The 21,772-nt window shown below is 46.8% G+C and carries 17 protein-coding genes and 6 pseudogenes; 12 read left to right on the plus strand and 11 right to left on the minus strand.

Annotation, left to right across the window (positions count from 1 at the left end; all coding sequences use genetic code 11):
• The first annotated feature begins 316 nt into the window (after positions 1-316).
• A complete protein-coding gene (locus UA76_RS18730; protein WP_047049367.1) occupies positions 317-871 on the plus strand; it encodes a gamma carbonic anhydrase family protein in 555 nt (184 codons plus the stop codon).
• Positions 872-882: 11 nt separating this feature from the next.
• Here the strand turns inward: UA76_RS18730 and UA76_RS18735 are convergent, their stop codons facing one another.
• The 4 genes and pseudogenes from UA76_RS18735 to tsaC all read right to left on the minus strand — a co-directional run bounded on the left by UA76_RS18735 (position 883) and on the right by tsaC (position 3,631).
• Positions 883-1,134 carry a DUF1488 family protein gene (locus tag UA76_RS18735; RefSeq protein ID WP_047049368.1) on the minus strand — a complete coding sequence of 84 codons (252 nt, stop codon included), beginning with the start codon at positions 1,132-1,134 and terminating at the stop codon, positions 883-885.
• Positions 1,135-1,140: 6 nt separating this feature from the next.
• Positions 1,141-1,971, minus strand: a complete 831-nt coding sequence (aroE, locus tag UA76_RS18740) for a shikimate dehydrogenase (protein WP_047049370.1) — start codon at positions 1,969-1,971, stop codon at positions 1,141-1,143.
• A gap of 77 nt (positions 1,972-2,048) precedes the next feature.
• Positions 2,049-2,970: pseudogene (gene hemF, locus UA76_RS18745) on the minus strand (oxygen-dependent coproporphyrinogen oxidase).
• Between the two features lie 106 nt (positions 2,971-3,076).
• Entirely contained in the window at positions 3,077-3,631 is a 555-nt protein-coding gene (tsaC, locus tag UA76_RS18750; RefSeq protein WP_047049373.1) for an L-threonylcarbamoyladenylate synthase type 1 TsaC, read from the minus strand.
• Between the two features lie 202 nt (positions 3,632-3,833).
• Here tsaC and purE point away from each other — a divergent pair.
• A pseudogene (purE, locus tag UA76_RS18755) lies at positions 3,834-4,318 on the plus strand (5-(carboxyamino)imidazole ribonucleotide mutase).
• Between the two features lie 4 nt (positions 4,319-4,322).
• A complete protein-coding gene (locus UA76_RS18760; protein ID WP_047049375.1) occupies positions 4,323-5,441 on the plus strand; it encodes a 5-(carboxyamino)imidazole ribonucleotide synthase in 1,119 nt (372 codons plus the stop codon).
• A gap of 82 nt (positions 5,442-5,523) precedes the next feature.
• Here the strand turns inward: UA76_RS18760 and UA76_RS18765 are convergent, their stop codons facing one another.
• The 4 genes from UA76_RS18765 to UA76_RS18780 all read right to left on the minus strand — a co-directional run bounded on the left by UA76_RS18765 (position 5,524) and on the right by UA76_RS18780 (position 8,871).
• Positions 5,524-6,102 (minus strand): DNA topoisomerase family protein, encoded by a 579-nt coding sequence (locus UA76_RS18765; RefSeq protein WP_047049377.1) that lies wholly within the window; start codon positions 6,100-6,102, stop codon positions 5,524-5,526.
• Positions 6,103-6,173: 71 nt separating this feature from the next.
• Positions 6,174-6,650: a DUF494 family protein gene (locus tag UA76_RS18770; RefSeq protein ID WP_047049379.1), complete on the minus strand. Its 477-nt coding sequence runs from the start codon at positions 6,648-6,650 to the stop codon at positions 6,174-6,176.
• A gap of 2 nt (positions 6,651-6,652) precedes the next feature.
• Positions 6,653-7,768 carry a DNA-processing protein DprA gene (dprA, locus tag UA76_RS18775; RefSeq protein WP_047049381.1) on the minus strand — a complete coding sequence of 372 codons (1,116 nt, stop codon included), beginning with the start codon at positions 7,766-7,768 and terminating at the stop codon, positions 6,653-6,655.
• Positions 7,765-8,871 carry a LysM peptidoglycan-binding domain-containing protein gene (locus UA76_RS18780; RefSeq protein ID WP_047049383.1) on the minus strand — a complete coding sequence of 369 codons (1,107 nt, stop codon included), beginning with the start codon at positions 8,869-8,871 and terminating at the stop codon, positions 7,765-7,767. The genes dprA and UA76_RS18780 overlap by 4 nt, the downstream gene beginning before the upstream one ends.
• Before the next feature lie 151 nt (positions 8,872-9,022).
• On the opposite strand from UA76_RS18780, the gene def reads away from it, so the two are divergent.
• The 5 genes and pseudogenes from def (at position 9,023) to UA76_RS18805 (ending at position 14,821) form a co-directional block, all read left to right on the plus strand.
• Positions 9,023-9,544, plus strand: coding sequence for a peptide deformylase (gene def, locus UA76_RS18785; RefSeq protein WP_047049386.1), 522 nt, complete (start codon positions 9,023-9,025; stop codon positions 9,542-9,544).
• A 30-nt stretch (positions 9,545-9,574) separates the two neighbouring features.
• Positions 9,575-10,521 (plus strand): annotated as a pseudogene (gene fmt / locus UA76_RS18790) (methionyl-tRNA formyltransferase).
• An 88-nt stretch (positions 10,522-10,609) separates the two neighbouring features.
• Positions 10,610-11,896, plus strand: a complete 1,287-nt coding sequence (gene rsmB, locus UA76_RS18795; RefSeq protein WP_047049388.1) for a 16S rRNA (cytosine(967)-C(5))-methyltransferase RsmB — start codon at positions 10,610-10,612, stop codon at positions 11,894-11,896.
• A gap of 93 nt (positions 11,897-11,989) precedes the next feature.
• Positions 11,990-13,365: pseudogene (trkA, locus tag UA76_RS18800) on the plus strand (Trk system potassium transporter TrkA).
• Between the two features lie 12 nt (positions 13,366-13,377).
• Positions 13,378-14,821: pseudogene (locus UA76_RS18805) on the plus strand (TrkH family potassium uptake protein).
• Positions 14,822-14,860: 39 nt separating this feature from the next.
• Here the strand turns inward: UA76_RS18805 and trhA are convergent.
• On the minus strand, positions 14,861-15,511 hold the full coding sequence (trhA, locus tag UA76_RS18810; protein WP_047049389.1) for a PAQR family membrane homeostasis protein TrhA: 651 nt from the start codon (positions 15,509-15,511) through the stop codon (positions 14,861-14,863).
• Between the two features lie 95 nt (positions 15,512-15,606).
• Positions 15,607-16,401 carry a sporulation protein gene (locus UA76_RS18815; RefSeq protein ID WP_047049392.1) on the minus strand — a complete coding sequence of 265 codons (795 nt, stop codon included), beginning with the start codon at positions 16,399-16,401 and terminating at the stop codon, positions 15,607-15,609.
• A gap of 665 nt (positions 16,402-17,066) precedes the next feature.
• Between UA76_RS18815 and UA76_RS18820 the strand changes: the two genes are divergently transcribed.
• The 4 genes and pseudogenes from UA76_RS18820 to UA76_RS18835 all read left to right on the plus strand — a co-directional run bounded on the left by UA76_RS18820 (position 17,067) and on the right by UA76_RS18835 (position 20,746).
• Positions 17,067-17,333: a YihD family protein gene (locus UA76_RS18820; protein WP_047049393.1), complete on the plus strand. Its 267-nt coding sequence runs from the start codon at positions 17,067-17,069 to the stop codon at positions 17,331-17,333.
• Positions 17,334-17,637: 304 nt separating this feature from the next.
• Positions 17,638-19,057 (plus strand): annotated as a pseudogene (gene ccoG / locus UA76_RS18825) (cytochrome c oxidase accessory protein CcoG).
• Positions 19,058-19,126: 69 nt separating this feature from the next.
• Positions 19,127-20,113 (plus strand): serine/threonine protein kinase, encoded by a 987-nt coding sequence (locus UA76_RS18830; protein WP_047049394.1) that lies wholly within the window; start codon positions 19,127-19,129, stop codon positions 20,111-20,113.
• A gap of 33 nt (positions 20,114-20,146) precedes the next feature.
• Positions 20,147-20,746, plus strand: a complete 600-nt coding sequence (locus tag UA76_RS18835; protein WP_047049396.1) for a thiol:disulfide interchange protein DsbA/DsbL — start codon at positions 20,147-20,149, stop codon at positions 20,744-20,746.
• 86 nt (positions 20,747-20,832) lie between these two features.
• Here UA76_RS18835 and UA76_RS18840 read toward each other — a convergent pair whose 3' ends face one another.
• Positions 20,833-21,717 (minus strand): acyltransferase, encoded by an 885-nt coding sequence (locus tag UA76_RS18840; protein WP_047049398.1) that lies wholly within the window; start codon positions 21,715-21,717, stop codon positions 20,833-20,835.
• Positions 21,718-21,772: the final 55 nt, after the last annotated feature.

Genomic DNA, 21,772 nt, shown 5'->3' on the forward strand with positions numbered 1-21,772 from the left:
CTTTCTTGTTTGTGACTCACATCACTCACAAGAGGCGGTCATTTTAGCGAGATAAAGTTTAGTGTCAACCACTTTTTTCAAACTTTTTTCAAGCATTTCGCTTGGCTAATTGACCTTGCTAACTACCTTCTCGTTTCTTTCGAAGCGTTCCCGTGTCAGCGAGGGGGCATTATAGAGATCAGCTTCACATTGGCAAGCGCTTTTTTTACTTTTTTTGCTTTTTTTTACCGTCTGAGTGATTTTCAAACAATAAGCGCTATTTTTGCTACTCTTTTGGGCAGTATTGCCCTTTAATCCTCATGAAGAAGGAGAAAGTATGATTTCAATTCGTAGTTATAAAGGTATCGCGCCTCAAATCGGCAAACGTGTCTATATAGATAGTAGCACCGTATTGGTCGGCGATATCAAGATTGGTGACGATTCGAGTATTTGGCCACTGGTTGCTGCTCGAGGCGATGTTAACCACATCCATATTGGTGAGCGTACTAATGTTCAAGACGGTTCAGTCCTGCACGTCACCCACAAAAACGCAGAAAATCCTGAAGGCTACCCGCTGATTATCGGCAACGATGTGACCATCGGTCATAAGGTAATGCTACATGGCTGCATTATCCATGATCGGGTTTTAGTCGGAATGGGCGCAATTGTTCTTGATGCCGCAGTAATAGAAGAAGAAGTAATGATTGGCGCCGGCAGTTTAGTCCCACCAGGAAAGAGATTAGAAAGTGGCTATTTGTATGTTGGCAGCCCAGTTAAACAAGCACGCCCATTAACGGATAAGGAACGCGCTTTCTTACAGAAATCTGCCAACAACTATGTTCAGAACAAAAATGACTATCTGAATGAAGTGGTAGATATAGAGGAAAAGTAATTAACCAACCTCTACCTGCCGTTCGAGTTAAACATCTCATCTTCTATTAACTCTTCGGCCAGCTCTTCTAAATCAAAGCGACATTGTTCAAAAGCGTTCAAAGCCGCTTCTTTACCTTCAACAGAATGACCAACTAGCTCGGCGAGTTTATCAACACCTACCACACACTCTATCAATGCACCCGATTGTTGAGCTGGAAACATCACAGCTTGTTTACCTTCATCCCAAGACTGCATGTCTGGGAACAAAATAGATTGATTCACTCTTTTCTAACCTTGTAGATTCTTTCTTAGCTCACGGAGTATTTGCTTGGTACCCGGCCTAATGCCACGCCACAACATAAAGCTCTCTGCCGCTTGACCAACCAACATTCCGAGCCCGTCATACGCGACATGCGCACCGCTATCCAACGCCCATTGATTAAAAGGCGTCACCTCTGCACGGTAGATCATGTCATAGACGGTAGATCCGTTTGAGAAAATGACATCACTCACTTTTGGCAGCTCACCCGTTAACCCTGATGACGTAGAGTTGATAACGATATCGAAACTCTCATCGACTTCGTCCAATGATTTCGCAATGACCAGGCCATAGGGTGAGAACATTTCTGCCAGCGTTTCGGCCTTTTGCTTGGTGCGGTTCGCCACGACGATCTCTTTGACGCCTTGATCCAGAAGCGGCTTAATCACGCCTCTTGCAGCACCACCCGCTCCCAATAACAAAATACGCGAATCTTTCAGCAGCACTTGATATTGAAGCAAATCTTGAACTAAGCCTTCACCATCGGTGTTATCACCAATGATCTGCCCATCATCAAGTTTCTTTAAGGTATTAACCGCACCCGCGAGCTGGGCACGCTCGGTTAACCGATCAGCAAACTGATACGCATCTTCTTTAAATGGTGCGGTGACATTACAGCCCTTACTCCCTTCACCAAAGAACTCTTTAGCAGCTTGCAAGAAAGCATCACTTTCTGGTTGAAGAGCAGTATAGGTCATCGATTGATTTGTCTGACGCGCAAACAGTGTATGAATAAATGGGGATTTGCTCTGACCGATTGGATTACCAAAAACGGCATAACGGTCTATTTGCTGGGTCATGTCCTTACCTACCAGAAACAATAAAGGGTCATTACGAATGTAACGACCCTAACATCATATCTTTGGTGAAGAAAGAGCTACCACTCTCTCGGTTTGAGGTAACGCTCGTAAAGCTGAGCCTCTGGTGAGCCCACCTCTGGCTCAAAGCCATACTCCCATCGCGCAAGCGGCGGCATGGACATCAAAATTGATTCGGTGCGACCACCGCTTTGCAATCCAAACAGGGTACCTCTATCGTATACCAAGTTGAATTCGACATATCGGCCACGACGATAAAGCTGAAACTCTCGTTCACGTTCGCCAAAGGCTTCATCTTTGCGTCTTTCTACAATCGGCAAGTAAGCTTGGGTATAACCTTCACCCACCGCCTTGATGTAATCAAAGCACTTATCAAAAGGCCATTGGTTTAGATCATCAAAGAAGAGCCACCCACGCCTCGGGTTTCATCGCGATGAGGGAGGAAGAAGTATTCATCGCACCAAGCTTTATGCTCAGCGTAAACGTCGGCTCCAAAAGGTGCGCATATTTCTTTAGCTGTGTTGTGCCAGAACTGGCAATCTTCTTCGAATGGATAAAATGGCGTTAAGTCGAAACCGCCACCAAACCACCAAATTGGATCTTCACCATCCTTTTCAGCAATGAAAAAACGCACGTTAGCATGCGAGGTTGGCACATATGGATTGTTTGGATGCATGACTAAAGAGACACCCATGCTTCAAAACGTCTTCCCGCCAATTCCGGTCGGTGCGCTGTTGCAGAAGCTGGCATCTGTTTACCTTCTACATGAGAGAAGTTAACACCACCTTGCTCAAATACCGCACCTTCTCTCATTACGCGAGTGCGGCCACCGCCACCCAAACGTTCGCCCGGTTCGCGTTGCCAAGCCTCTTCTTCAAATACAGCTTTGCCATCTACTTGTTCTAGTTGCTGACAAATGGAATCTTGCAAAGCCATTAGAAAGGCTTTTACGCTTTGTTTATCCACGCTCTGATTATCCATGCCCTGACTATCAATGGCTGACATCTCTACTTCCTTCACTCTTTTTATTTTTTTCTAGAACGAGTGGCCCAAGGGTCTGTATACCCCAGTTAACCTTGTCTTAGGATCATTGTCTTAGGATCTTGGACGTTTTGGCATCTCGGATTTCGCTTGGCTTATTACGTCCGCCCGTTTCACCATCCAAAATAGCCACTAAGCGATCACCTAATTGCTGCTCCACTTCTAGCGTGGTCATACACGGTGGCTCACCCGTTAAGTTTGCACTGGTGGATGTTAGCGGTTTACCAAACTCAACACACAGTTTTTGAACCAGAGGGTGATCTGTAACGCGAACTGCAATGGAATCAAACTGACCCGACACCCAATCAGATACCTGCTTGCTGGCTGGCATGATCCACGTAACAGGGCCTGGCCAAGTTGCATGCACTTTATCTAACTGCTCTTTGGTGAGCTGGCTTTCATCAATATAAGGCATTAGTTGCTCGTAGCTGGCAGCAATCAAAATCAGCCCTTTTTCTACAGGTCGCTGTTTGATTTCCAGTAGTTTCTCAATAGCGGATGTGTCATCCGGATCGCACCCCACACCAAACACGCCCTCGGTTGGATAAGCGATCACTTCCCCCTGTTTTAGTGCGCTCACTACCTGCTCAAAATTACTCACGGTTTCACCTTAAATTTACATATATCCATTGAATCAATAACAAGTGTACAAATAATCACACCGAGTACCTAAAGCTATTTGTTTATAAAATGTATCAACTTTCTTCTCATTACCACGCAAACGTTTGCTTGAGGCAAAAATCCTCGTATAATGCGCACAAATTGCCAGCCTACCCAATTTAAAAAGCTTGAAGGAGTTTGAGATGAAAGTCGGTATTATCATGGGTTCTAAATCTGATTGGCCAACCATGAAGCTAGCAGCAGACATGCTAGATCAGTTTGGTGTTGCTTATGAAACAAAAGTGGTTTCTGCACACCGTACCCCTCAACTTCTTGCAGACTATGCAAACAGCGCAAAAGAGCGTGGCATTAAAGTGATCATCGCTGGTGCCGGCGGTGCAGCGCACCTACCAGGTATGTGTGCAGCCTTCACTAGTTTGCCAGTTCTTGGTGTGCCAGTTCAGTCTCGTGCACTAAAAGGTATGGACTCGCTTCTTTCTATCGTTCAAATGCCAAAAGGCATCGCAGTTGGCACGTTGCTATCGGTGAAGCTGGCGCAGCGAATGCGGGCATCCTAGCGGCTCAAATCCTTGGTACTCATGATGAAGAAGTGATGGCGAAGGTTGAAGCTTTCCGCAGCGAGCAAACAGAAACAGTATTAGCTAACCCAAACCCTGCAGAGGACTAATCTGATGCATGTTTTAGTACTTGGTGCGGGTCAACTGGCTCGTATGATGTCATTAGCGGGCGCTCCGCTGAATCTAGAAATCTCAGCATTCGATGTCGGCAGCAAAAACATTGTCCACCCACTGACTCAAGCAGTTATTGGTCATGGTTTGGAAAATGCGATTGAACAAGCTGATGTGATTACTGCCGAGTTTGAGCACATTCCTCATGATGTATTAGATGTATGTGAGAAGAGCGGTAAGTTTCTTCCAAGTACTGAAGCAATTAAAGCCGGTGGCGATCGCCGCATTGAGAAAGCGCTACTCGACGCAGCGAAAGTTAAGAATGCGAAATATGCAGTCATCAATACACGCGAAGACTTCGACAAAGCAATTGAGTACGTTGGCATTCCAATGGTACTCAAGAGCGCGCTTGGCGGTTACGATGGTAAAGGCCAGTGGCGACTAAAAAATGCAAACGACGCGGATACTATTTGGGCTGAGATGGCTGAATGCATTGCCGCCACTGAGACTCAAGCGATTGTGGCAGAAGAGTTTGTGCCATTTAATCGCGAAGTGTCATTAGTTGGTGCACGCGGTAAAGATGGCGATGTTGTGGTATACCCACTTGCTGAAAACATTCACACCAATGGTGTACTCAGCCTTTCTACAGCCATTGATGATGCTGAGCTTCAAGAACAAGCCAAAAGCATGTTCACCGCGGTTGCGAATAGCCTTGACTACGTTGGTGTACTGGCGCTTGAGTTCTTCGATGTCGATGGTCAGCTATTGGTTAACGAAATCGCACCACGTGTTCATAACTCTGGCCACTGGACGCAGCAAGGTGCAGAGACTTGTCAGTTCGAAAACCACCTTCGCGCGGTATGCGGATTACCACTAGGCAGCACTAAGCTTATTCGTGCCACCAGCATGATCAACATTCTTGGTGAAGACTCTCTTCCGAATGAAGTGTTAGCGATGGAAGGTTGTCACGTACACTGGTATGGCAAAGAGAAACGCGCTGGTCGCAAGATGGGTCACATCAATGTGACCGCAGATTACAGCGGTGAGCTACAGCGCCGTCTAGCCAAGCTAGCAACAATCTTGGACAAAGACGCATACCCTGCTTTGCAGGAATTAAGCTAAAGCGTTCAATACTGGACAAATTAAAGAAAAACGGCGCATTTAGCGCCGTTTTTTTATATCTCGTGAGTTCGTATGCTGAATCTTAAGACTGAATATGGTGACACTTACGGTCGGCACACTGACGCTGCACGCCAGCCGCGCCTTTCTTCTCAACCAGCAGTGGATACCCGCACTTCTCACATTTGTCTGCAATCGGTGGTTGGTTAACGGCAAACTTACAACTTGGGTAGTTATCGCAAGCATAGAAAAGCTTGCCGAAGCGGGTCTTACGTTCCACTAAGTGCCCTTTACCACATTCAGGGCAAGCTGGGGTTGAGGATTCCTCCTCTGGCTCTTTATGATCCAACGATTCAATATGATGACATTCTGGGTAATTGCTACAGCCAATGAACATCCCGTATCGGCCTTGGCGAAGCACTAATTCATGCTGACACACTGGGCAAGGGACACCCAGCTCTTTGATCACATGACCATCATTTTGATGTAAGGGTTTTATATAGTCGCACTCAGGGTATTGTGTGCAACCAAGGAAAGGGCCGTGTTTACCATGCCTTAACTGAAGCTCGCCACCAGTTGGCGCATCACCACATTTAGGGCAAGGTTGATGTTCAAGGGCGTGTTCGTGAGCTGAAAACAGCTCCTGATCGATTTTACTGCTCATAATGTCAGAAAAGGACTCTCACAAATAATGGAGAGCGACGCCTAGATAAGCATCGCTCTAACAAACTGAAATTAGTGCAAGATCCCTTGCTCTTTACTGTATAACAGCTCTTCCATTAGCGTGTAAGCGTTCTCGTTGCCTGGCACATTAAACAGTACCATCAACACAATCCACTTTAAGTCATCCAACTCAAACTCGTTGGTTTCTAACCCCATAACACGGTCGACAACCATTTCACGGGTCTCTGTGGTCAGAACTTTGATCTGCTCTAAAAACAAGAGGAAACCGCGACATTCTAAATCAATTCGATCCATCTCACGACGAGTGTAGATACGAGTCGATGTCGCTGCACCTGTTGAAATTGCAGAATGGGCGTCGCTTTGCTGAAGTGCTGCGAGTTCTTCTAGCCAGTTCAGCGCCTTATAGATATCTTTTTGATGGAAACCAGCACGAAGAAGTTCTTCTTCAAGCTCATCTTGGTCCACCTGTAACTCTGCATCGCTATGGATGTAGGTTTCGAACAAATACATCAGTATGTCCATCATCATAGCTAGCCCCTCCCCTTACGAATATAGCCACCGGAAACTGCAACAACATGCCCTGAAAGCTCAAGCTCTAAAAGCTGCATCATGACTTCATGAACAGGTATATGGGTTCTGCTTGCCAAAATATCAACTGGCGTAACCTCTACTCCTACGTTAGCTAACAGATTAGAAAATGGCAATTCTTCTGTTGGCTGTTCTGATTCAAACAACGACGACTGCACAAAAGGCTTATTATTTATAGACCAGTCAACAAGATGCTCTATTTCATCCAACACATCTTTTGCCGTTTGAACTAGGCTTGCACCCTGTTTAATGAGCTGATTACAACCGCGGCTAGAGACCTGATTAATGCTACCGGGAATCGCAAATACTTCCCTACCTTGCTCAAGGGCGTAACGCGCGGTAATTAAGGAGCCGCTTTTTTCTGCCGCTTCTACCACAAGAACCCCTGCCGACAAGCCACTGATAATGCGATTGCGACGCGGAAAATGTTCTGGCCGAGGTTTGGCATCGGGGCGAAACTCACTCACCAACGCTCCTTGCTCGACAACTCGCTCGGCAAGAGAGCGATGACGAGCGGGATACACCTGCTTTAGTCCTGAACCCAACACAGCCACCGTTTTTCCTTGCCCTTCCAGCGCTCCATTGTGGGCATGACCATCAACACCCAATGCTAAGCCACTGGTCACCACCAATCCATGTTGCGCAAAAGCTTTGGCAAAGTGATGAGCATGCTCTAACCCTTCTAAACTGGCATTGCGGCTGCCAACTAATGCGACTTGTGGCTCTAGCAATGACGATTTATCGCCACGGACGAACAGTACGGAAGGCGGTGAAGGCGCTTGCTTAAGCAAAGGAGGGTACTCAGAATCAAACAAGCAGATAATGTGATTAAGCGGATCGCTCTGCTGCCATTCCATGCATAGGGCTACATCGCGTTTGGCTTGGGTTTGAATATAGCGAACCTGTTCCGGCTTAAGCCCTAACGCTTGTAGCTGCTTAGCATCGTAATTAACGATGTTATCCGCAGAGTCAATGGATACGAGCTTACTAAGAGACTTGGCCCCTAAACGAGGAGTGAAACTCAGCGTCAACCAAGCGTCTAATGAGTGAGATGTCATTCCAAAGGTTCTATTACGGATTCATTCGATTCGGACAGAGGGGAGAACGCTTTGGTCTGCTGGCCAATAGGGGCACGACTATCAGTCACAAGTGCCAAGCTGAAATGGTCATAGGGCTTAACCACCATTAAGTCACCTACATGAGTATCGGGCAATGTGATTTCACCGTTACGAGAGCTCGGAACCTTAGCGAAATGGCTTTGCGCCGTTGCGCCCTGCTCAAATAAAGAGAACATACTGCCTTGACGAAGGTCATCGCTGAGGCCGCGGTCAATCACCACCAGTTGATTTTGCGCCACATATTGGCTGCCACTTAGAGAACCAAGAATTTGGGCAAAACTGTCGGCAGGTGATGGTTGAGGATAAAACGTCAAATCAAATGAATGTCCATCTCGCCCATCATCAGGCAGAGCAAGATCATTGGCCATGATTTCGCTGTTTTGTTCGGTAACGACAAGCGCCGTGTACTCTTGATGGTTCTGTTGTTTCTCTGGATAACCTGATTGCAAAGTCGCTGTCGCCACTCGCTTCAAGGAGACGGCAATGTGCTCACCACGCTGATAACGCTTAACTTGACGATAGATTCCCCAATCGCGCGCACTGTGCTCACCCGAGATATAAAAAGTGTCCTCAAGGTTTAAATACTGAGTGCCACTGCTCGCACCTAAAACCACAGCACTCTGCGTGAGAGTTTGTTCATCCACTAGGCGATCGGATTTTAGATAAGGCAACACCAAGCTCTCTTCTACTGCAGAGATGGCCTTTTTGTCTCGGACTCTTACCTTTGGGCTCAACTTAACCATTGTCTTCAGGCTCAGCGTCGGTTGGCCATTTTTCCACACTAAGGTAATTTTATCGCCAGGGTAAATAAGATGGGGATTGTTGATTTCTGGATTGATTTGCCAAAGTTTAGGCCACAGCCATGGGCTATCAAGATACAGGGCAGAGATATCCCACAAGGTATCGCCCTTAACAACCGTATAGGTTTGGGGCGCATCGGATTTGAGCACAACGGGCAGATTGCTATCGGATAAAACGTTGGCCGAGAAGGCCAATGGAAGTGAAGTTAAGCCTAAAAGTACGCACCTGATAAGTCGACGCATCGCCCATATTCCTTTGTGTTCAACAAATGCTGCAAACCAATAATAAGTCCCATTAATAACACTTGGATGCTGTCATTTAGGCTGTAAAATGTCTAGAATTGAGCCAACAAGGTTTAAGCCGCTTCGGCACAGTTCAATTTTTCGAGTGTATATGTCTGTATTACAAGTATTAACATTCCCTGATGATCGTTTACGCACCGTGGCGAAGCCGGTGGAAGAAGTGACTCCAGAGATCCAAAAGTTCGTTGATGACATGATTGAAACCATGTACGACGAAGAAGGAATCGGCCTTGCGGCAACGCAAGTTGATTTCCACCAGCGCATTGTTGTTATCGATATTTCAGAGACGCGTGATGAGCCAATGGTGCTAATCAACCCTGAAATTATCGAAAAGCGCGGCGAAGATGGCATCGAAGAAGGCTGTCTATCAGTTCCAGGTGCTCGCGCACTGGTGTCACGTGCAGCAGAAGTCACGGTTAAAGCACTAAACCGTGATGGTGAAGAATTCACATTCGAAGCCGATGACCTACTGGCTATCTGTGTTCAGCACGAACTAGACCATTTAGAAGGCAAACTGTTTGTTGATTACTTGTCTCCGCTAAAACGTAAGCGTATCCAAGACAAGCTTGCAAAGATTAAACGCTTTAACGAGAAACAAGCCAGCCGAAGCTAGTTGCCCAACAAATTAAGAAGGAAGCCTACCTTGAGCAAATCATTAAGAATTGTTTTTGCAGGTACTCCGGACTTCGCCGCCCGTCACTTGGCGGCGTTGTTGTCTTCGGAGCACGAGATTATTGCCGTTTACACCAACCCAGACCGCCCTGCGGGTCGTGGTAAGAAACTGGCTGCGCCACCAGTAAAGCAGTTAGCACTAGAGCATGACATTCCGGTCTACCAACCAGAGACATTCAAATCAGCAGAGGCGCAACAAGAGCTAGCGGCACTCAATGCCGATCTGATGATTGTTGTTGCTTACGGCATGCTACTGCCACAAGTTGTGCTCGACACACCAAAGCTTGGTTGTATCAATGTGCACGGTTCGATCCTGCCGCGCTGGCGTGGTGCTGCGCCGATCCAACGCTCGATTTGGGCGGGCGATGCAGAGACAGGCGTAACCATCATGCAGATGGACATTGGTTTGGATACGGGCGATATGCTCAGTGTGGCAACCTTACCGATTGAACCAAGCGATACCAGCACTTCTATGTACGAAAAGCTCGCTGAACTTGGTCCACAAGCGCTGCTTGATTGCCTAATCGACATCGCCAATGGTACCGCGGTCGCGACCAAACAAAATGACGCACTCGCCAACTACGCGAAAAAACTCAGTAAAGACGAAGCACGCATTAACTGGGCTGACGATGCCGAGCATATTGAACGCTGCGTTCGCGCTTTCAACCCTTGGCCAATGAGCCACTTTGTTGCTGCCGAAAACAGCATTAAAGTGTGGCAAAGCCGTGTGGCAGAGCAAAGCTCTGAAAAGCCAGCTGGCACTATTATTCAAGCTGACAAAACAGGTATCTACATCGCGACAGGCAACGGTGTTTTAGTCCTAGAACAGTTGCAAGTTCCAGCAAAAAAGCCATGTCTGTGCAAGATATCTTAAATTCTCGATCCGATTGGTTCGAAGTGGGCAGCGTGCTGGTTTAGCTTGCTTTCCTAGGTCAACAGACCCAAAACAATACGTCCGTACATTTTAGGAGGCAGAGATGCCTCCACCAACATTAAGGTAGTTACCATGAACGTCCGCGCTGCTGCAGCCAATGTCCTATTCCAAGTTGTCGACAAAGGCCAATCACTCTCCCACGCTCTACCCGCAGCTCAAAGAACCATTCGCCCTCGAGACCACGCGCTCTTACAAGAGATCTGCTATGGCGCACTGCGCTACTTACCGCGTTTGGAATCCATTGCCAATGAGCTAATGGATAACCCACTCAAAGGCAAAAAGCGAGTGTTCCACCATCTGATTTTGGTCGGTATCTACCAGTTAAGCTTCATGCGTATTCCTTCACATGCGGCAGTGGGTGAAACAGTAGAAGCAACCAAAACGTTGCGCGGGCCAAGTCTACGCGGCCTGATTAATGCGGTATTGCGTAACTACCTGCGCAATCAGGAAGAACTTGATGAGATCGCAGTCAGTCACAACGCAGGCAAATACGGTCACCCAAGCTGGATTCTAAAAATGCTCCAAGAGAGCTACCCACAGCAGTGGGAAAGCATCATTGAAGCAAACAACAGCAAAGCGCCAATGTGGCTGCGTGTAAACCGTCAGCATCACACTCGTGACGAATACGTAGAACTGCTCAAAAATGAAGACATAGAATTCACGGTGCACAGTGAAGCGGCAGATGCGATAAAGTTGGCAGCACCTTGTGATGTGTCCAAACTGCCGGGTTTCGAGAAAGGTTGGGTGTCGGTACAAGATGCCGCAGCACAACTGGCCATTAACTACTTAACGCCGAAAGAGGGCGAGCTAATCTTAGATTGCTGCGCAGCGCCGGGTGGTAAAACCGCCCACATTCTCGAGCACACTGAAGACACGGAAGTGGTGGCGCTCGATAGCGATGCTAAACGCCTTGACCGTGTTTACGATAATTTGGATCGCCTGCACCTCAAAGCTGACGTGATCTGTGGTGACGCACGTTACCCACAAGAGTGGTGGCAAGGCGAGCAATTTGATCGCATCTTACTTGATGCCCCTTGTTCAGCAACAGGTGTAATTCGTCGTCACCCAGACATCAAGTGGCTGCGCCGTGCGACTGATATTGAAGCATTGGCTGATCTGCAACGCGAAATCATCGACGCTATGTGGCAGCAACTAAAGCCAGGTGGCACAATGGTTTATGCAACTTGCTCAATTACACCGCAAGAAAATGCGCTACAAGTTAAAGCGTTCCTTGAGCGAACTGCAGATGCAACCTTGCTAGGGTCCGACCCAGAGCAACCAGGTCGTCAAATCCTACCTGGTGATGAAGACATGGACGGCTTCTACTACGCGGTACTCGAAAAAGCGGGCAAAGCGTAACAGGCATAACTCATCAAAGATAGGCGGTCATTAATGGTCGCCTTTTATTGATCACAAGGCAGTAAACAAGACTGTAGATAAAGAGATTACGGTATGAAAATCATCATTCTTGGCGCAGGTCAGGTTGGCGGCACACTCGCAGAGAACCTTGTTGGTGAAAACAACGACATCACCATCGTCGACAAAAACAGTGACCGTCTGCGTGAGCTACAAGATAAGTATGACTTACGTGTTGTGAATGGTTACGCCAGTCACCCCGACGTGCTCCGCGAAGCAGGGGCGCAAGATGCGACATGCTGGTCGCCGTTACCAACATGGATGAGACCAATATGGCGGCCTGCCAAGTGGCTTTCACCCTGTTCAACACGCCTAACCGTATTGCTCGTATCCGCTCGCCAGAATACCTTGCCGAAAAAGAAGCACTATTCAAATCAGGCGCCATTCCAGTTGATCATCTCATCGCCCCAGAAGAGTTGGTCACCAGCTATATTGAACGTCTGATTCAATACCCGGGAGCACTGCAGGTTGTTAGCTTTGCCGAGCAAAAAGTCAGCCTAGTAGCGGTAAAAGCCTACTATGGTGGCCCACTGGTGGGTAATGCACTTTCAGCACTGCGTGAACACATGCCGCACATCGATACCCGTGTAGCGGCGATTTTCCGCCAAGGCCGACCAATTCGCCCGCAAGGCACCACCATTATTGAAGCGGACGACGAAGTATTCTTCGTGGCAGCCAGTAATCACATTCGCTCAGTCATGAGTGAGCTGCAAAGGCTTGAGAAACCGTATCGCCGCATCATGATCGTTGGTGGGGGTAACATTGGTGCCAGCCTCGCTAAACGTCTTGAGCATTCTTACAGTGTGAAGCTTATCGAGCGCAGCTATAAACGTGCAGAAAGACTGTCGGAGCAGCTAGAAAACACCATCGTATTCTGTGGTGATGCCGCCGACCAAGAGCTACTCACTGAAGAGAACATCGACCAAGTCGACGTGTTTATCGCCCTGACTAACGAAGATGAAACCAACATCATGTCGGCAATGCTAGCTAAACGCATGGGTGCGAAAAAGGCGATGGTACTGATCCAACGCGGCGCGTATGTCGACTTGGTCCAAGGTGGCGTAATCGACGTGGCAATCTCGCCACAGCAAGCCACCATTTCAGCGCTACTGACACACGTTCGTCGTGCCGACATTGTTAACGTATCATCTCTGCGCCGCGGCGCTGCAGAAGCGATCGAAGCCATTGCCCACGGTGACGAAACCACTTCAAAAGTGGTGGGCAAAGCTATTGGTGACATTCGCTTACCTCCTGGTACCACCATTGGCGCGATTGTGCGTGGTGAAGAAGTACTGATCGCTCATGACCGAACGGTAATTGAGCAAGATGATCACGTTGTGATGTTCTTGGTTGATAAAAAATACGTGCCAGACGTTGAAGCACTGTTCCAACCAAGCCCATTCTTCTTATAACGGCAGACCAACATGGTTAACTTCCGTCCGGTATTGTTTGTCATAGGGTTAGTGCTCTCCAAGCTGGCACTCTTTATGTATGTACCGACGCTGGTGTCGTTTTTCTCTGGCACCAGCGGTTTTCTTGAATTTAGTAAGGCGGTGTTCATTACTCACCTCGCCGCCTTCCTTTGCCTCACCATTGGCCGAACTGCGCACTTTAAACTCAGTGTGCGCGACATGTTTCTGATCACCAGTTTGGTTTGGACCATTGCTAGCGCCTTTGCGGCGCTGCCATTTGTATTTATTAACCACATCAGTTTCACCGATGCTTACTTTGAAACCATGTCTGGCATAACCACCACGGGTTCTACCGTACTCAGTGGCCTAGATAGCATGGCACCGAGTATTTTGCTTTGGCGCTCAATCCTCCAATGGCTTGGTGGGGTTGGGTTTATTGTGATGGCGGTGGCAGTACTGCCAATGCTCAATGTTGGTGGTATGAAGCTGTTCCAAACCGAATCTTCAGATTGGTCAGATAAAAGTAGCCCACGAGCCAAAACTGTCGCCAAGAACATTGTGATTGTCTACGTGGTACTGACAGGCTTTGCCTACTTGGCTACCTCATCACAGGTATGACTCTGTTTGAAGCCATCAACCACGCCTTCACGACTCTTTCGACAGGCGGTTATTCAACATCTGACGGTTCGATGAATCACTTCTCCAATGGTGCTCACTGGTGGGCACTCTTTTCATGTTCCTTGGCGGCCTGCCATTTTTGCTGTTCGTCGGAGCATTGAGAAAACGCAACCCAGCGACACTATTGCAAGATGCTCAAGTCAGAGGCTTCAGCTATCTGTTTATCGCTTCAAGCTTGGTGGTAGCAGCGTGGTTGGTCATTCACAACGACTATCGCGTTATGGATGCCTTGCGTGTTTCGATGTTTAACATTGTGTCTGTCGTCACCACTACGGGGTTTGGCTTGGAAGACTTCACCGCGTGGGGCGCACTGCCTACCACACTATTTGCTTTCTTGATGATGGCAGGGGCGTGCTCAGGCTCCACTTCCGGTGGTATCAAAATATTCCGATTCCAAATCGCGATCACTCTGTTAAACAAGCAGATGATGAAGCTCATCCACCCATCGGGCGTGTTTGTTCAACGTTATAACCAAAGACCCGTAAATGATGACATTGTTCGCTCTGTGGTTGCATTTGGCTTGATGTTTTTCATCACCATCATCGCGATTGCAGGTGGCTTGAGTGCCATGGGGCTAGATCCCATCACTAGCATTTCAGGCGCAGTCACTGCCGTGGCCAATGTCGGGCCGGGGATGGGCAGCGTGATTGGCCCAACTGGGAACTTTGCACCGCTGCCTGATGCGGCCAAGTGGCTACTTAGCTTGGGAATGTTGATGGGGCGCTTGGAAATCCTCACCTTGCTGGTGCTGTTCTTCCCAGCGTTCTGGCGTCGTTAACCGTCATGGTATGTCGAGCCATACTATCCCTAACCAAGGTTAAACAGGCTCGACATACAGATAAATCGCTAAGAAGTGACAAGCACAACCCGCCAATACAAACAGATGCCAAATCGCATGATTGAATGGCAACTTATGCCACACATAAAAAATCACACCTAGCGAGTAAATCACGCCACCAGCCGCCAGCAATATCAGACCACCTAACTCCAAATTGACGGCTAGCTGATAGATCACAATAAGCGACAACCAGCCCATCGTGAGATACGTCACCAGCGATAACTTCTTAAAGCGATACACAAAAAACAGCTTCATGATGATGCCGAACAGCGCAATGGCCCAGATCACCGCCATCAAGCCAATGGCAAGCGGAGTGCGCAGAGTAACCAGCATAAAGGGCGTATAGCTGCCAGCAATCAGCAAATAAATGGCGCAATGATCGAGAGTTTTAAGCCAGCGCTTAGCCGCAGGATAAGCAATCGAGTGATATAGGGTGGAAGCAGTGAAGAGCACGATAATACTCGCGCCATATAGGCTCATACTCACGAGTGTTAGCGTATCGCTACCAGCATTTAAGCTTTTGACCACCAGTAGGACTAAAGCTATTACACCTAACAAAATACCCAAACCATGGGAGATGGTATTGGCTATTTCTTCTTTAGGGCTGTAACTCGCTTGAGTAGAAGACATGAAAACCACACTAGAGCATTGAATATTTGCTCTAGTATGGCACATTCAGCTTACATGTGTAAGCTTAAATTATATCATGGTTAGGAACCATCAGATCACGACGTTTCATCGAGGAAAGTCAGTACCTTTTCCCCAGCCTCTTTGGGATCCATCGATAATGGTAGTGTCAGTTCTCGCTTAAGTTCACCAAGTCCCAACATGCTGGCTAACATGCCTTTCATTCCCGTTCGATTGCGGTCAACCTCAAACCAAAGCTTGAGATCATTGCCATCTCGATGGGCGACAATTTCAAGCTCACGCCAGCGACCATGAAACGGCCCGGTAGTCGGGACAAATTCAAACTCTTGAACAAACGGTAACTCAAAGCCGCTGACAGCCTCACATTCCACTTGGCGAATTCGCAGGCCTTGTTCTTCAAACGCAGTAAAAATCCCATCCATTAAAGCATCAGGGCGAACCGTCAATATGTCTTTATCGGTTGGATCCACCGCCATCGAAATATCTAAGCCAGTATCAAGCCACACTTTGGCATCACCTAAGGTTACTGGCGTGTTAATAGGAACCTCCAGTTCAACATCGAAATCGCGCGTGTCACCCGGTTCAATGGTAAATGCGTAAGGTAAGCTCCACTTAGACAAAACATGTTTTTTCTTCACACGGCGCGTACGGCCGCTGTGATCGTTCTCTTTGCCGCTAGCAGGAACCTCTTTAACGTACTGGCAGCAAAGCTCTAAATTAATGTTATCTACTTCTTGGGCCGTCGAACCACCATAGACATGGATGGTGACACTGACTTTCTGCCCCGGATAAACCACTTCCTGTTTAAGCACCGTATCGACACTGGCCGAACCAATGCCGAAACTGGCTAGGGTTTTCTTAAAAAACGACATCATCACCTCCTTGGTACAAGGTCATAGTAAACCTGTCGTTTATGCCAACTCAATTAATTAGCTCACACAATTCACTTCCTTTACGGTTCAAAGTTGAAGTGTTGATCTCCACAAAATCATTTTTCTAGTGGCTTATTCAAAAAATTCCGCACTTTAATTATAGATTTAACTGCTCAACTATCGACCAACTAAATGGTTGGTGCTACTCTAGATCTTGGTATGGCAACATATCAACACTCCTGTATCGCTATTTGGATTGGCGGGAGCCAGAAGAGCCAAACTTCAAGCTATTTTGAAGCTCAACTCATAACGGTACAGGCCATTAGATTGGCAAAGGATGTGCCTGACAGTTAGGTAACTTAATGCGACCAACAGCAGTCAGGTTTTCGCACACGAACCGTAGTGCAGCGCGTCGTCGTAGTGGTTTTTGCTACTGCACCGACAGCAAAAAAAAATGCTCCAGCAATGACCCTTGTTGAGAAAAACGCTCTTATGGCGTCGGACGCAGCAAAAGTTGTAAAAGCAGCCTAATAAAAAGCGCAGTGTACTGCGCTTTTTTATTTCATCTCTCTTCACCACCTCATTCCCTTAGTTTAATTGAGGATTTGGTATTCACTCTCCAATTTGATACCTTACCTGCAAAATAAAAACTACGGAGAAAGCCCATGAAATGTCATCGTATTGAGGAGTTACTCGAGCTCCTAGAGCCAGAGTGGCAGAAAGACCAAGATCTGAACCTACTGGAGTTCATCGTCAAGCTCGGCCAAGAAGCAGGCTACGAAGGTAAACTTGAAGATCTCACAGACGACGTACTGATCTACCACCTAAAAATGCGCAATAGTGAAAAAGATGAAATGATTCCTGGTCTTAAAAAAGATCAAGAAGATGACTTCAAAACTGCGCTGTTAAGAGCGCGTGGCATCATCGATTAAATCACCAAATACTTTAGAAAGCGGCTACTGGCCGCTTTTTTTATATCCATTGAGTAAGAAAGATAAAACTGTTAGGTCATTTATTTATAGAACTGTACTGATGTTTGTTGTTAAAGGTTGATAGCCGTAAAGAAATCAGAATGTTATTGCGTATATAATCGCCGCCTATAAGAATTTACTAAAATAAAAACAATATACCCAAGTAACCCAAAATGCGATGTTCTGTAAGCGTTGGGTATGAGTAGCAATGTATTCAGAGTGAGATCAAAAGAAATCTCACCATCGAGTCTCAGAAGGAAGTGCAATGAGTCAGGATAAGATCGACATTAAGGATGTGACTCCCAAGACCTTTAATCCAAAAACCCATAAAGGCAACAGTGATCGATTTAACCCAAGCAATCGAATTTACGTCCGTGAAAGTAAAAGGCCTATTTCAAAAGCTGCGCCGCTACGGTGGTTGGTTTTTATTAGTCCTTTTCGCGGGTATTCCATGGATTCCTTTCGGTGAACGCCAGGCTATCTTATTGGATATTGGCAGCCAACAATTCAACTTTTTTGGCACCACTCTCTATCCACAAGACCTTACCCTTCTGGCACTTCTGTTTATGATTGCTGCGTTTGGCTTGTTCTTTATTACCACCTTCCTCGGGCGGGTTTGGTGTGGCTATCTCTGCCCACAAACTGTATGGACCTTTATGTACATCTGGTTTGAAGAGAAGCTAGAAGGCAGTGCAAATAAAAGGCGCAAGCAAGATTCCGGCAAGCTAACCAAACACCTCATATGGCGCAAAGGCTTAAAGCATTTGGCTTGGCTTGGTATTGCGCTAGCTACCGGTTTTACCTTTGTCGGATATTTCGTGCCGGTTAAATCTCTGGTGGTGGATTTCTTTACCTGGAATGCTACCTTCTGGCCTGTATTCTGGGTGCTGTTCTTTGCTGGCTGTACCTATGCTAATGCGGGCTGGATGCGCTCTATTGTTTGTGTCCACATGTGTCCTTATGCGCGATTCCAATCCGCCATGTTTGATAAAGATACCTTTATCGTCGGCTACGATACTAAGCGTGGTGAAGCGCGTGGTCCTCGTTCACGTAAAGCCGATCCGAAACAGCTTGGCCTTGGTGATTGTATCGACTGTGACTTATGTGTTCAGGTTTGCCCAACCGGTATCGATATCCGCGACGGACTGCAATATGAGTGCATTAACTGTGGCGCTTGTATCGATGCTTGTAACCAAACCATGGATCGTATGGGCTATGAGAGAGGTTTAATCAACTACACCACCGAGCATCGTCTCGAAGGCCATCATACCCATATCATGCGCCCTAAGCTGCTCGGTTATGGTGCCGTACTGCTGGTGATGATAGGTCTATTCTTTGTACAAGTGGCTAGCGTCGATCCTGCAGGGTTAAGTGTACTTCGCGACAGAAACCAGCTATTTAGAACCAATAATTCCGGTGAAATCGAAAACACCTACACACTGAAAGTGATCAACAAAACTCAACAAGTGCAGCAGTACACGCTTGATGTGGAAGGCTTGAGTGATGTGTCTTGGTATGGCCGTCAAACCATTCAAGTTGACCCGGGCGAAGTGCTCAACTTGCCGATGAGTTTAGGTGTTAACCCTGAGACTCTTGATTCACCTGTTTCGACAATTCAGTTTATACTGTCTGACAGCCAAGACTTCACCATTTCGGTCGAAAGTCGCTTTATCAAAAAGCTCTAGTTAGTACGAACTTCAATTTGTACAAACAGTGACGATGGAAAAAGGCTCAGTAATGAGCCTTTTTTATTTATGACCAATCAAGCCTTTAATTTTGATGCCTTAACGCCCGATTTCATGTGGTATGCCTTAGAAAGCGTCGGCATTCGTGCGGAATCCGGATTTCTCCCGCTCAACAGTTATGAAAACCGCGTGTATCAATTTACTGATGAAGAGCGTCAACGCTATGTGGTGAAATTTTATCGTCCCGAACGTTGGAGCAAAGAACAGCTTCAGGAAGAGCATGACTTCACATTAGAAATGATGGAAGCCGACATCCCCGTTGCACCTCCGATTAATCTCAATGGTCAAACTCTGCATAGCTATCAAGGTTACTTATTTACTCTATTTGCCAGTGTCGGTGGCAGGCAGTTTGAAGTGGATAACTTAGAACAGCTTGAAGGGGTTGGCCGTTTCATGGGACGTATTCACAAAGTCGGCCAAAAACAGTTATTTCAACATCGACCAACCATCTCTCTTGATGAGTACCTATATCAACCAAGAAAACTGCTACAAAACTCGACGTTCATTCCAATGCATCTTGAGAATGCCTTTTTCAACGACTTAGATTTGCTTATTTCGCAGCTTGAGCAGCATTGGCAACCGAGTGCTAAAATGATTCGTCTGCATGGTGACTGCCACCCAGGCAACATTTTATGGCGAGATGGACCGATGTTTGTTGATTTGGACGACGCTCGTAATGGTCCAGCAGTACAAGACCTCTGGATGCTCCTCAACGGCGAGCGCCAAGAAAAGCTGATGCAGCTCGACATCGTTCTTGAGGCATACAACGAATTTTGTGACTTTGATAACGCTGAGCTGAAACTTATTGAGCCTTTACGCGGTCTACGAATGGTGCACTATATGGCATGGTTAGCAAAAAGATGGCAGGATCCTGCTTTTCCTATCGCCTTTCCATGGTTTGATGATCCAAAATACTGGGAAAGTCAGGTATTAGGCTTTAAAGAACAAATTGCCGCTCTGAATGAGGCACCTCTTACACTCATGCCTCAGTGGTAATTGGCAACTGCCAACGATTTAATGGAGATAATAATGAAAAAGCTGTTCGCACTCATCACTACAGTCATGCTGAGCTTGTCAGCTCACGCAGCTCAATACACAGAAGGACAACACTACAAAGTTCTTGATACCGAACCCTCTAAGAAGCCAGTTGTAACTGAATTCTTTTCGTTCTACTGCCCGCACTGTAATACATTCGAGCCGATTATCCAGCAGCTAAAAGAGAACCTACCTGACGGGGTGAAACTGCAAAAGAACCACGTTTCGTTCATGGGCGGCTCTATGGGTAAATCAATGAGCAAAGCTTACGCCACCATGATTGCTTTGAAAGTAGAAGACCAAATGGTGCCTGTGATGTTTAACCGCATCCACAACATGCGTAGTGCACCGCGTTCAGACGACGAACTTCGTCAGATCTTCCTAGATGAAGGTATCTCTGCAAGCAAATACGACTCTGCATTCAACGGTTTTGCTGTTGATTCAATGGTACGTCGCTTTGACAAGCAGTTTAAAGACAGCGGCTTAACCGGCGTTCCAGCGGTAGTCGTTAACAACCGCTACCTAGTTCAAGCGCAAGACATCAAAACACTGGACGAGTACTTCGCGCTAGTTAACTACTTGCTAGAGAAATAAGTTACTTGGAAAATAAGTAATTCAAACATAAAGAAAGGAGCCAATTGGCTCCTTTCTTTATGAAATGATTATAAAGATTCTATGGCTTATGTATCTTTATGTATCTGCTTTAAAACTTCATCTTTATCTTGCCAAACATCCCCTAGCCATTGCTGGAACTGACGCTTGTAAGGTTTGTCATTGAAGTAGTCACCCGACACTTTCTCATCCACTGGCAATATACGAATACGCACCACGATCTTAGTCATGCGGCCCATCAACATGTCTTTAAAAGGTTTGTGTGTATTCTCTGGGTAAGCGAGCGTCACATCGATAATGTTCTCGAACAGCTCCCCCATAGCCGCCAATGTATACGCAATACCACCTGTCTTCGGCTGCAAAAGGTAATCATAGCCTGCACGGCTTTTATTTTGTTTTTCAGGGGTAAAGCGCGTGCCTTCCACATAATTCACAACCGTTGTAGGTGTATGTTTGAACTTTTTGCACGATCGGCGCGTAGTTTCTAAGTCTTGACCGCGCTTGTGCGGATTACGCAGAAGATATTCTCGAGAATAACGGCGCATGAATGGCATATCCAACGCCCAACACGCCATGCCAATGAAAGGCACATACAAAAGAGCTTGTTTAAGAAAGAATTTTGGCATCGGAATGCGGTCTTTAAACACGCAACACAAAACAACAATGTCGGTCCAGCTTAAATGATTGCTGATCATTAAATACCAGCCATCTTTTTTGAGCTGTTCACCGCCCTCGATATCCCACTCAACTCGGTTAGATAACGAGAGGATTCCGGCATTCAACGTCGCCCAAACCCACATAACTTGGTTGGCCAATTGCGTTGCACGGGCTTTTAACTTAGCGGTTGGAAGCATAACTTTCAGCACTGCAATCACACAAATAACTATCGAGCAAAGTGCAGAATTGAGAATGACTAGCAAAACATTCAAGACCAAAAGTAAATGTGCCAACATAACGATGATTACTCTCTGAAACGATTTCGAAACTAGATCGATATACAATAAAACA

Origin of the sequence: Vibrio mexicanus (assembly GCF_001012815.1) — a bacterium.
GTDB lineage: Bacteria > Pseudomonadota > Gammaproteobacteria > Enterobacterales > Vibrionaceae > Vibrio > Vibrio mexicanus.

Coding starts and splice junctions, on each gene's coding strand:
- UA76_RS18730 (WP_047049367.1), top strand. CDS start 317: ATGATTTCAATTCGTAGTTATAAAGGTATCGCGCCTCAAATCGGCAAA.
- aroE (WP_047049370.1), bottom strand. CDS start 1,971: ATGACCCAGCAAATAGACCGTTATGCCGTTTTTGGTAATCCAATCGGT.
- UA76_RS18760 (WP_047049375.1), top strand. CDS start 4,323: ATGCATGTTTTAGTACTTGGTGCGGGTCAACTGGCTCGTATGATGTCA.
- UA76_RS18765 (WP_047049377.1), bottom strand. CDS start 6,102: ATGAGCAGTAAAATCGATCAGGAGCTGTTTTCAGCTCACGAACACGCC.
- UA76_RS18770 (WP_047049379.1), bottom strand. CDS start 6,650: ATGATGATGGACATACTGATGTATTTGTTCGAAACCTACATCCATAGC.
- dprA (WP_047049381.1), bottom strand. CDS start 7,768: ATGACATCTCACTCATTAGACGCTTGGTTGACGCTGAGTTTCACTCCT.
- UA76_RS18780 (WP_047049383.1), bottom strand. CDS start 8,871: ATGCGTCGACTTATCAGGTGCGTACTTTTAGGCTTAACTTCACTTCCA.
- def (WP_047049386.1), top strand. CDS start 9,023: ATGTCTGTATTACAAGTATTAACATTCCCTGATGATCGTTTACGCACC.
- rsmB (WP_047049388.1), top strand. CDS start 10,610: ATGAACGTCCGCGCTGCTGCAGCCAATGTCCTATTCCAAGTTGTCGAC.
- trhA (WP_047049389.1), bottom strand. CDS start 15,511: ATGTCTTCTACTCAAGCGAGTTACAGCCCTAAAGAAGAAATAGCCAAT.
- UA76_RS18815 (WP_047049392.1), bottom strand. CDS start 16,401: ATGTCGTTTTTTAAGAAAACCCTAGCCAGTTTCGGCATTGGTTCGGCC.
- UA76_RS18820 (WP_047049393.1), top strand. CDS start 17,067: ATGAAATGTCATCGTATTGAGGAGTTACTCGAGCTCCTAGAGCCAGAG.
- UA76_RS18830 (WP_047049394.1), top strand. CDS start 19,127: ATGACCAATCAAGCCTTTAATTTTGATGCCTTAACGCCCGATTTCATG.
- UA76_RS18835 (WP_047049396.1), top strand. CDS start 20,147: ATGAAAAAGCTGTTCGCACTCATCACTACAGTCATGCTGAGCTTGTCA.
- UA76_RS18840 (WP_047049398.1), bottom strand. CDS start 21,717: ATGTTGGCACATTTACTTTTGGTCTTGAATGTTTTGCTAGTCATTCTC.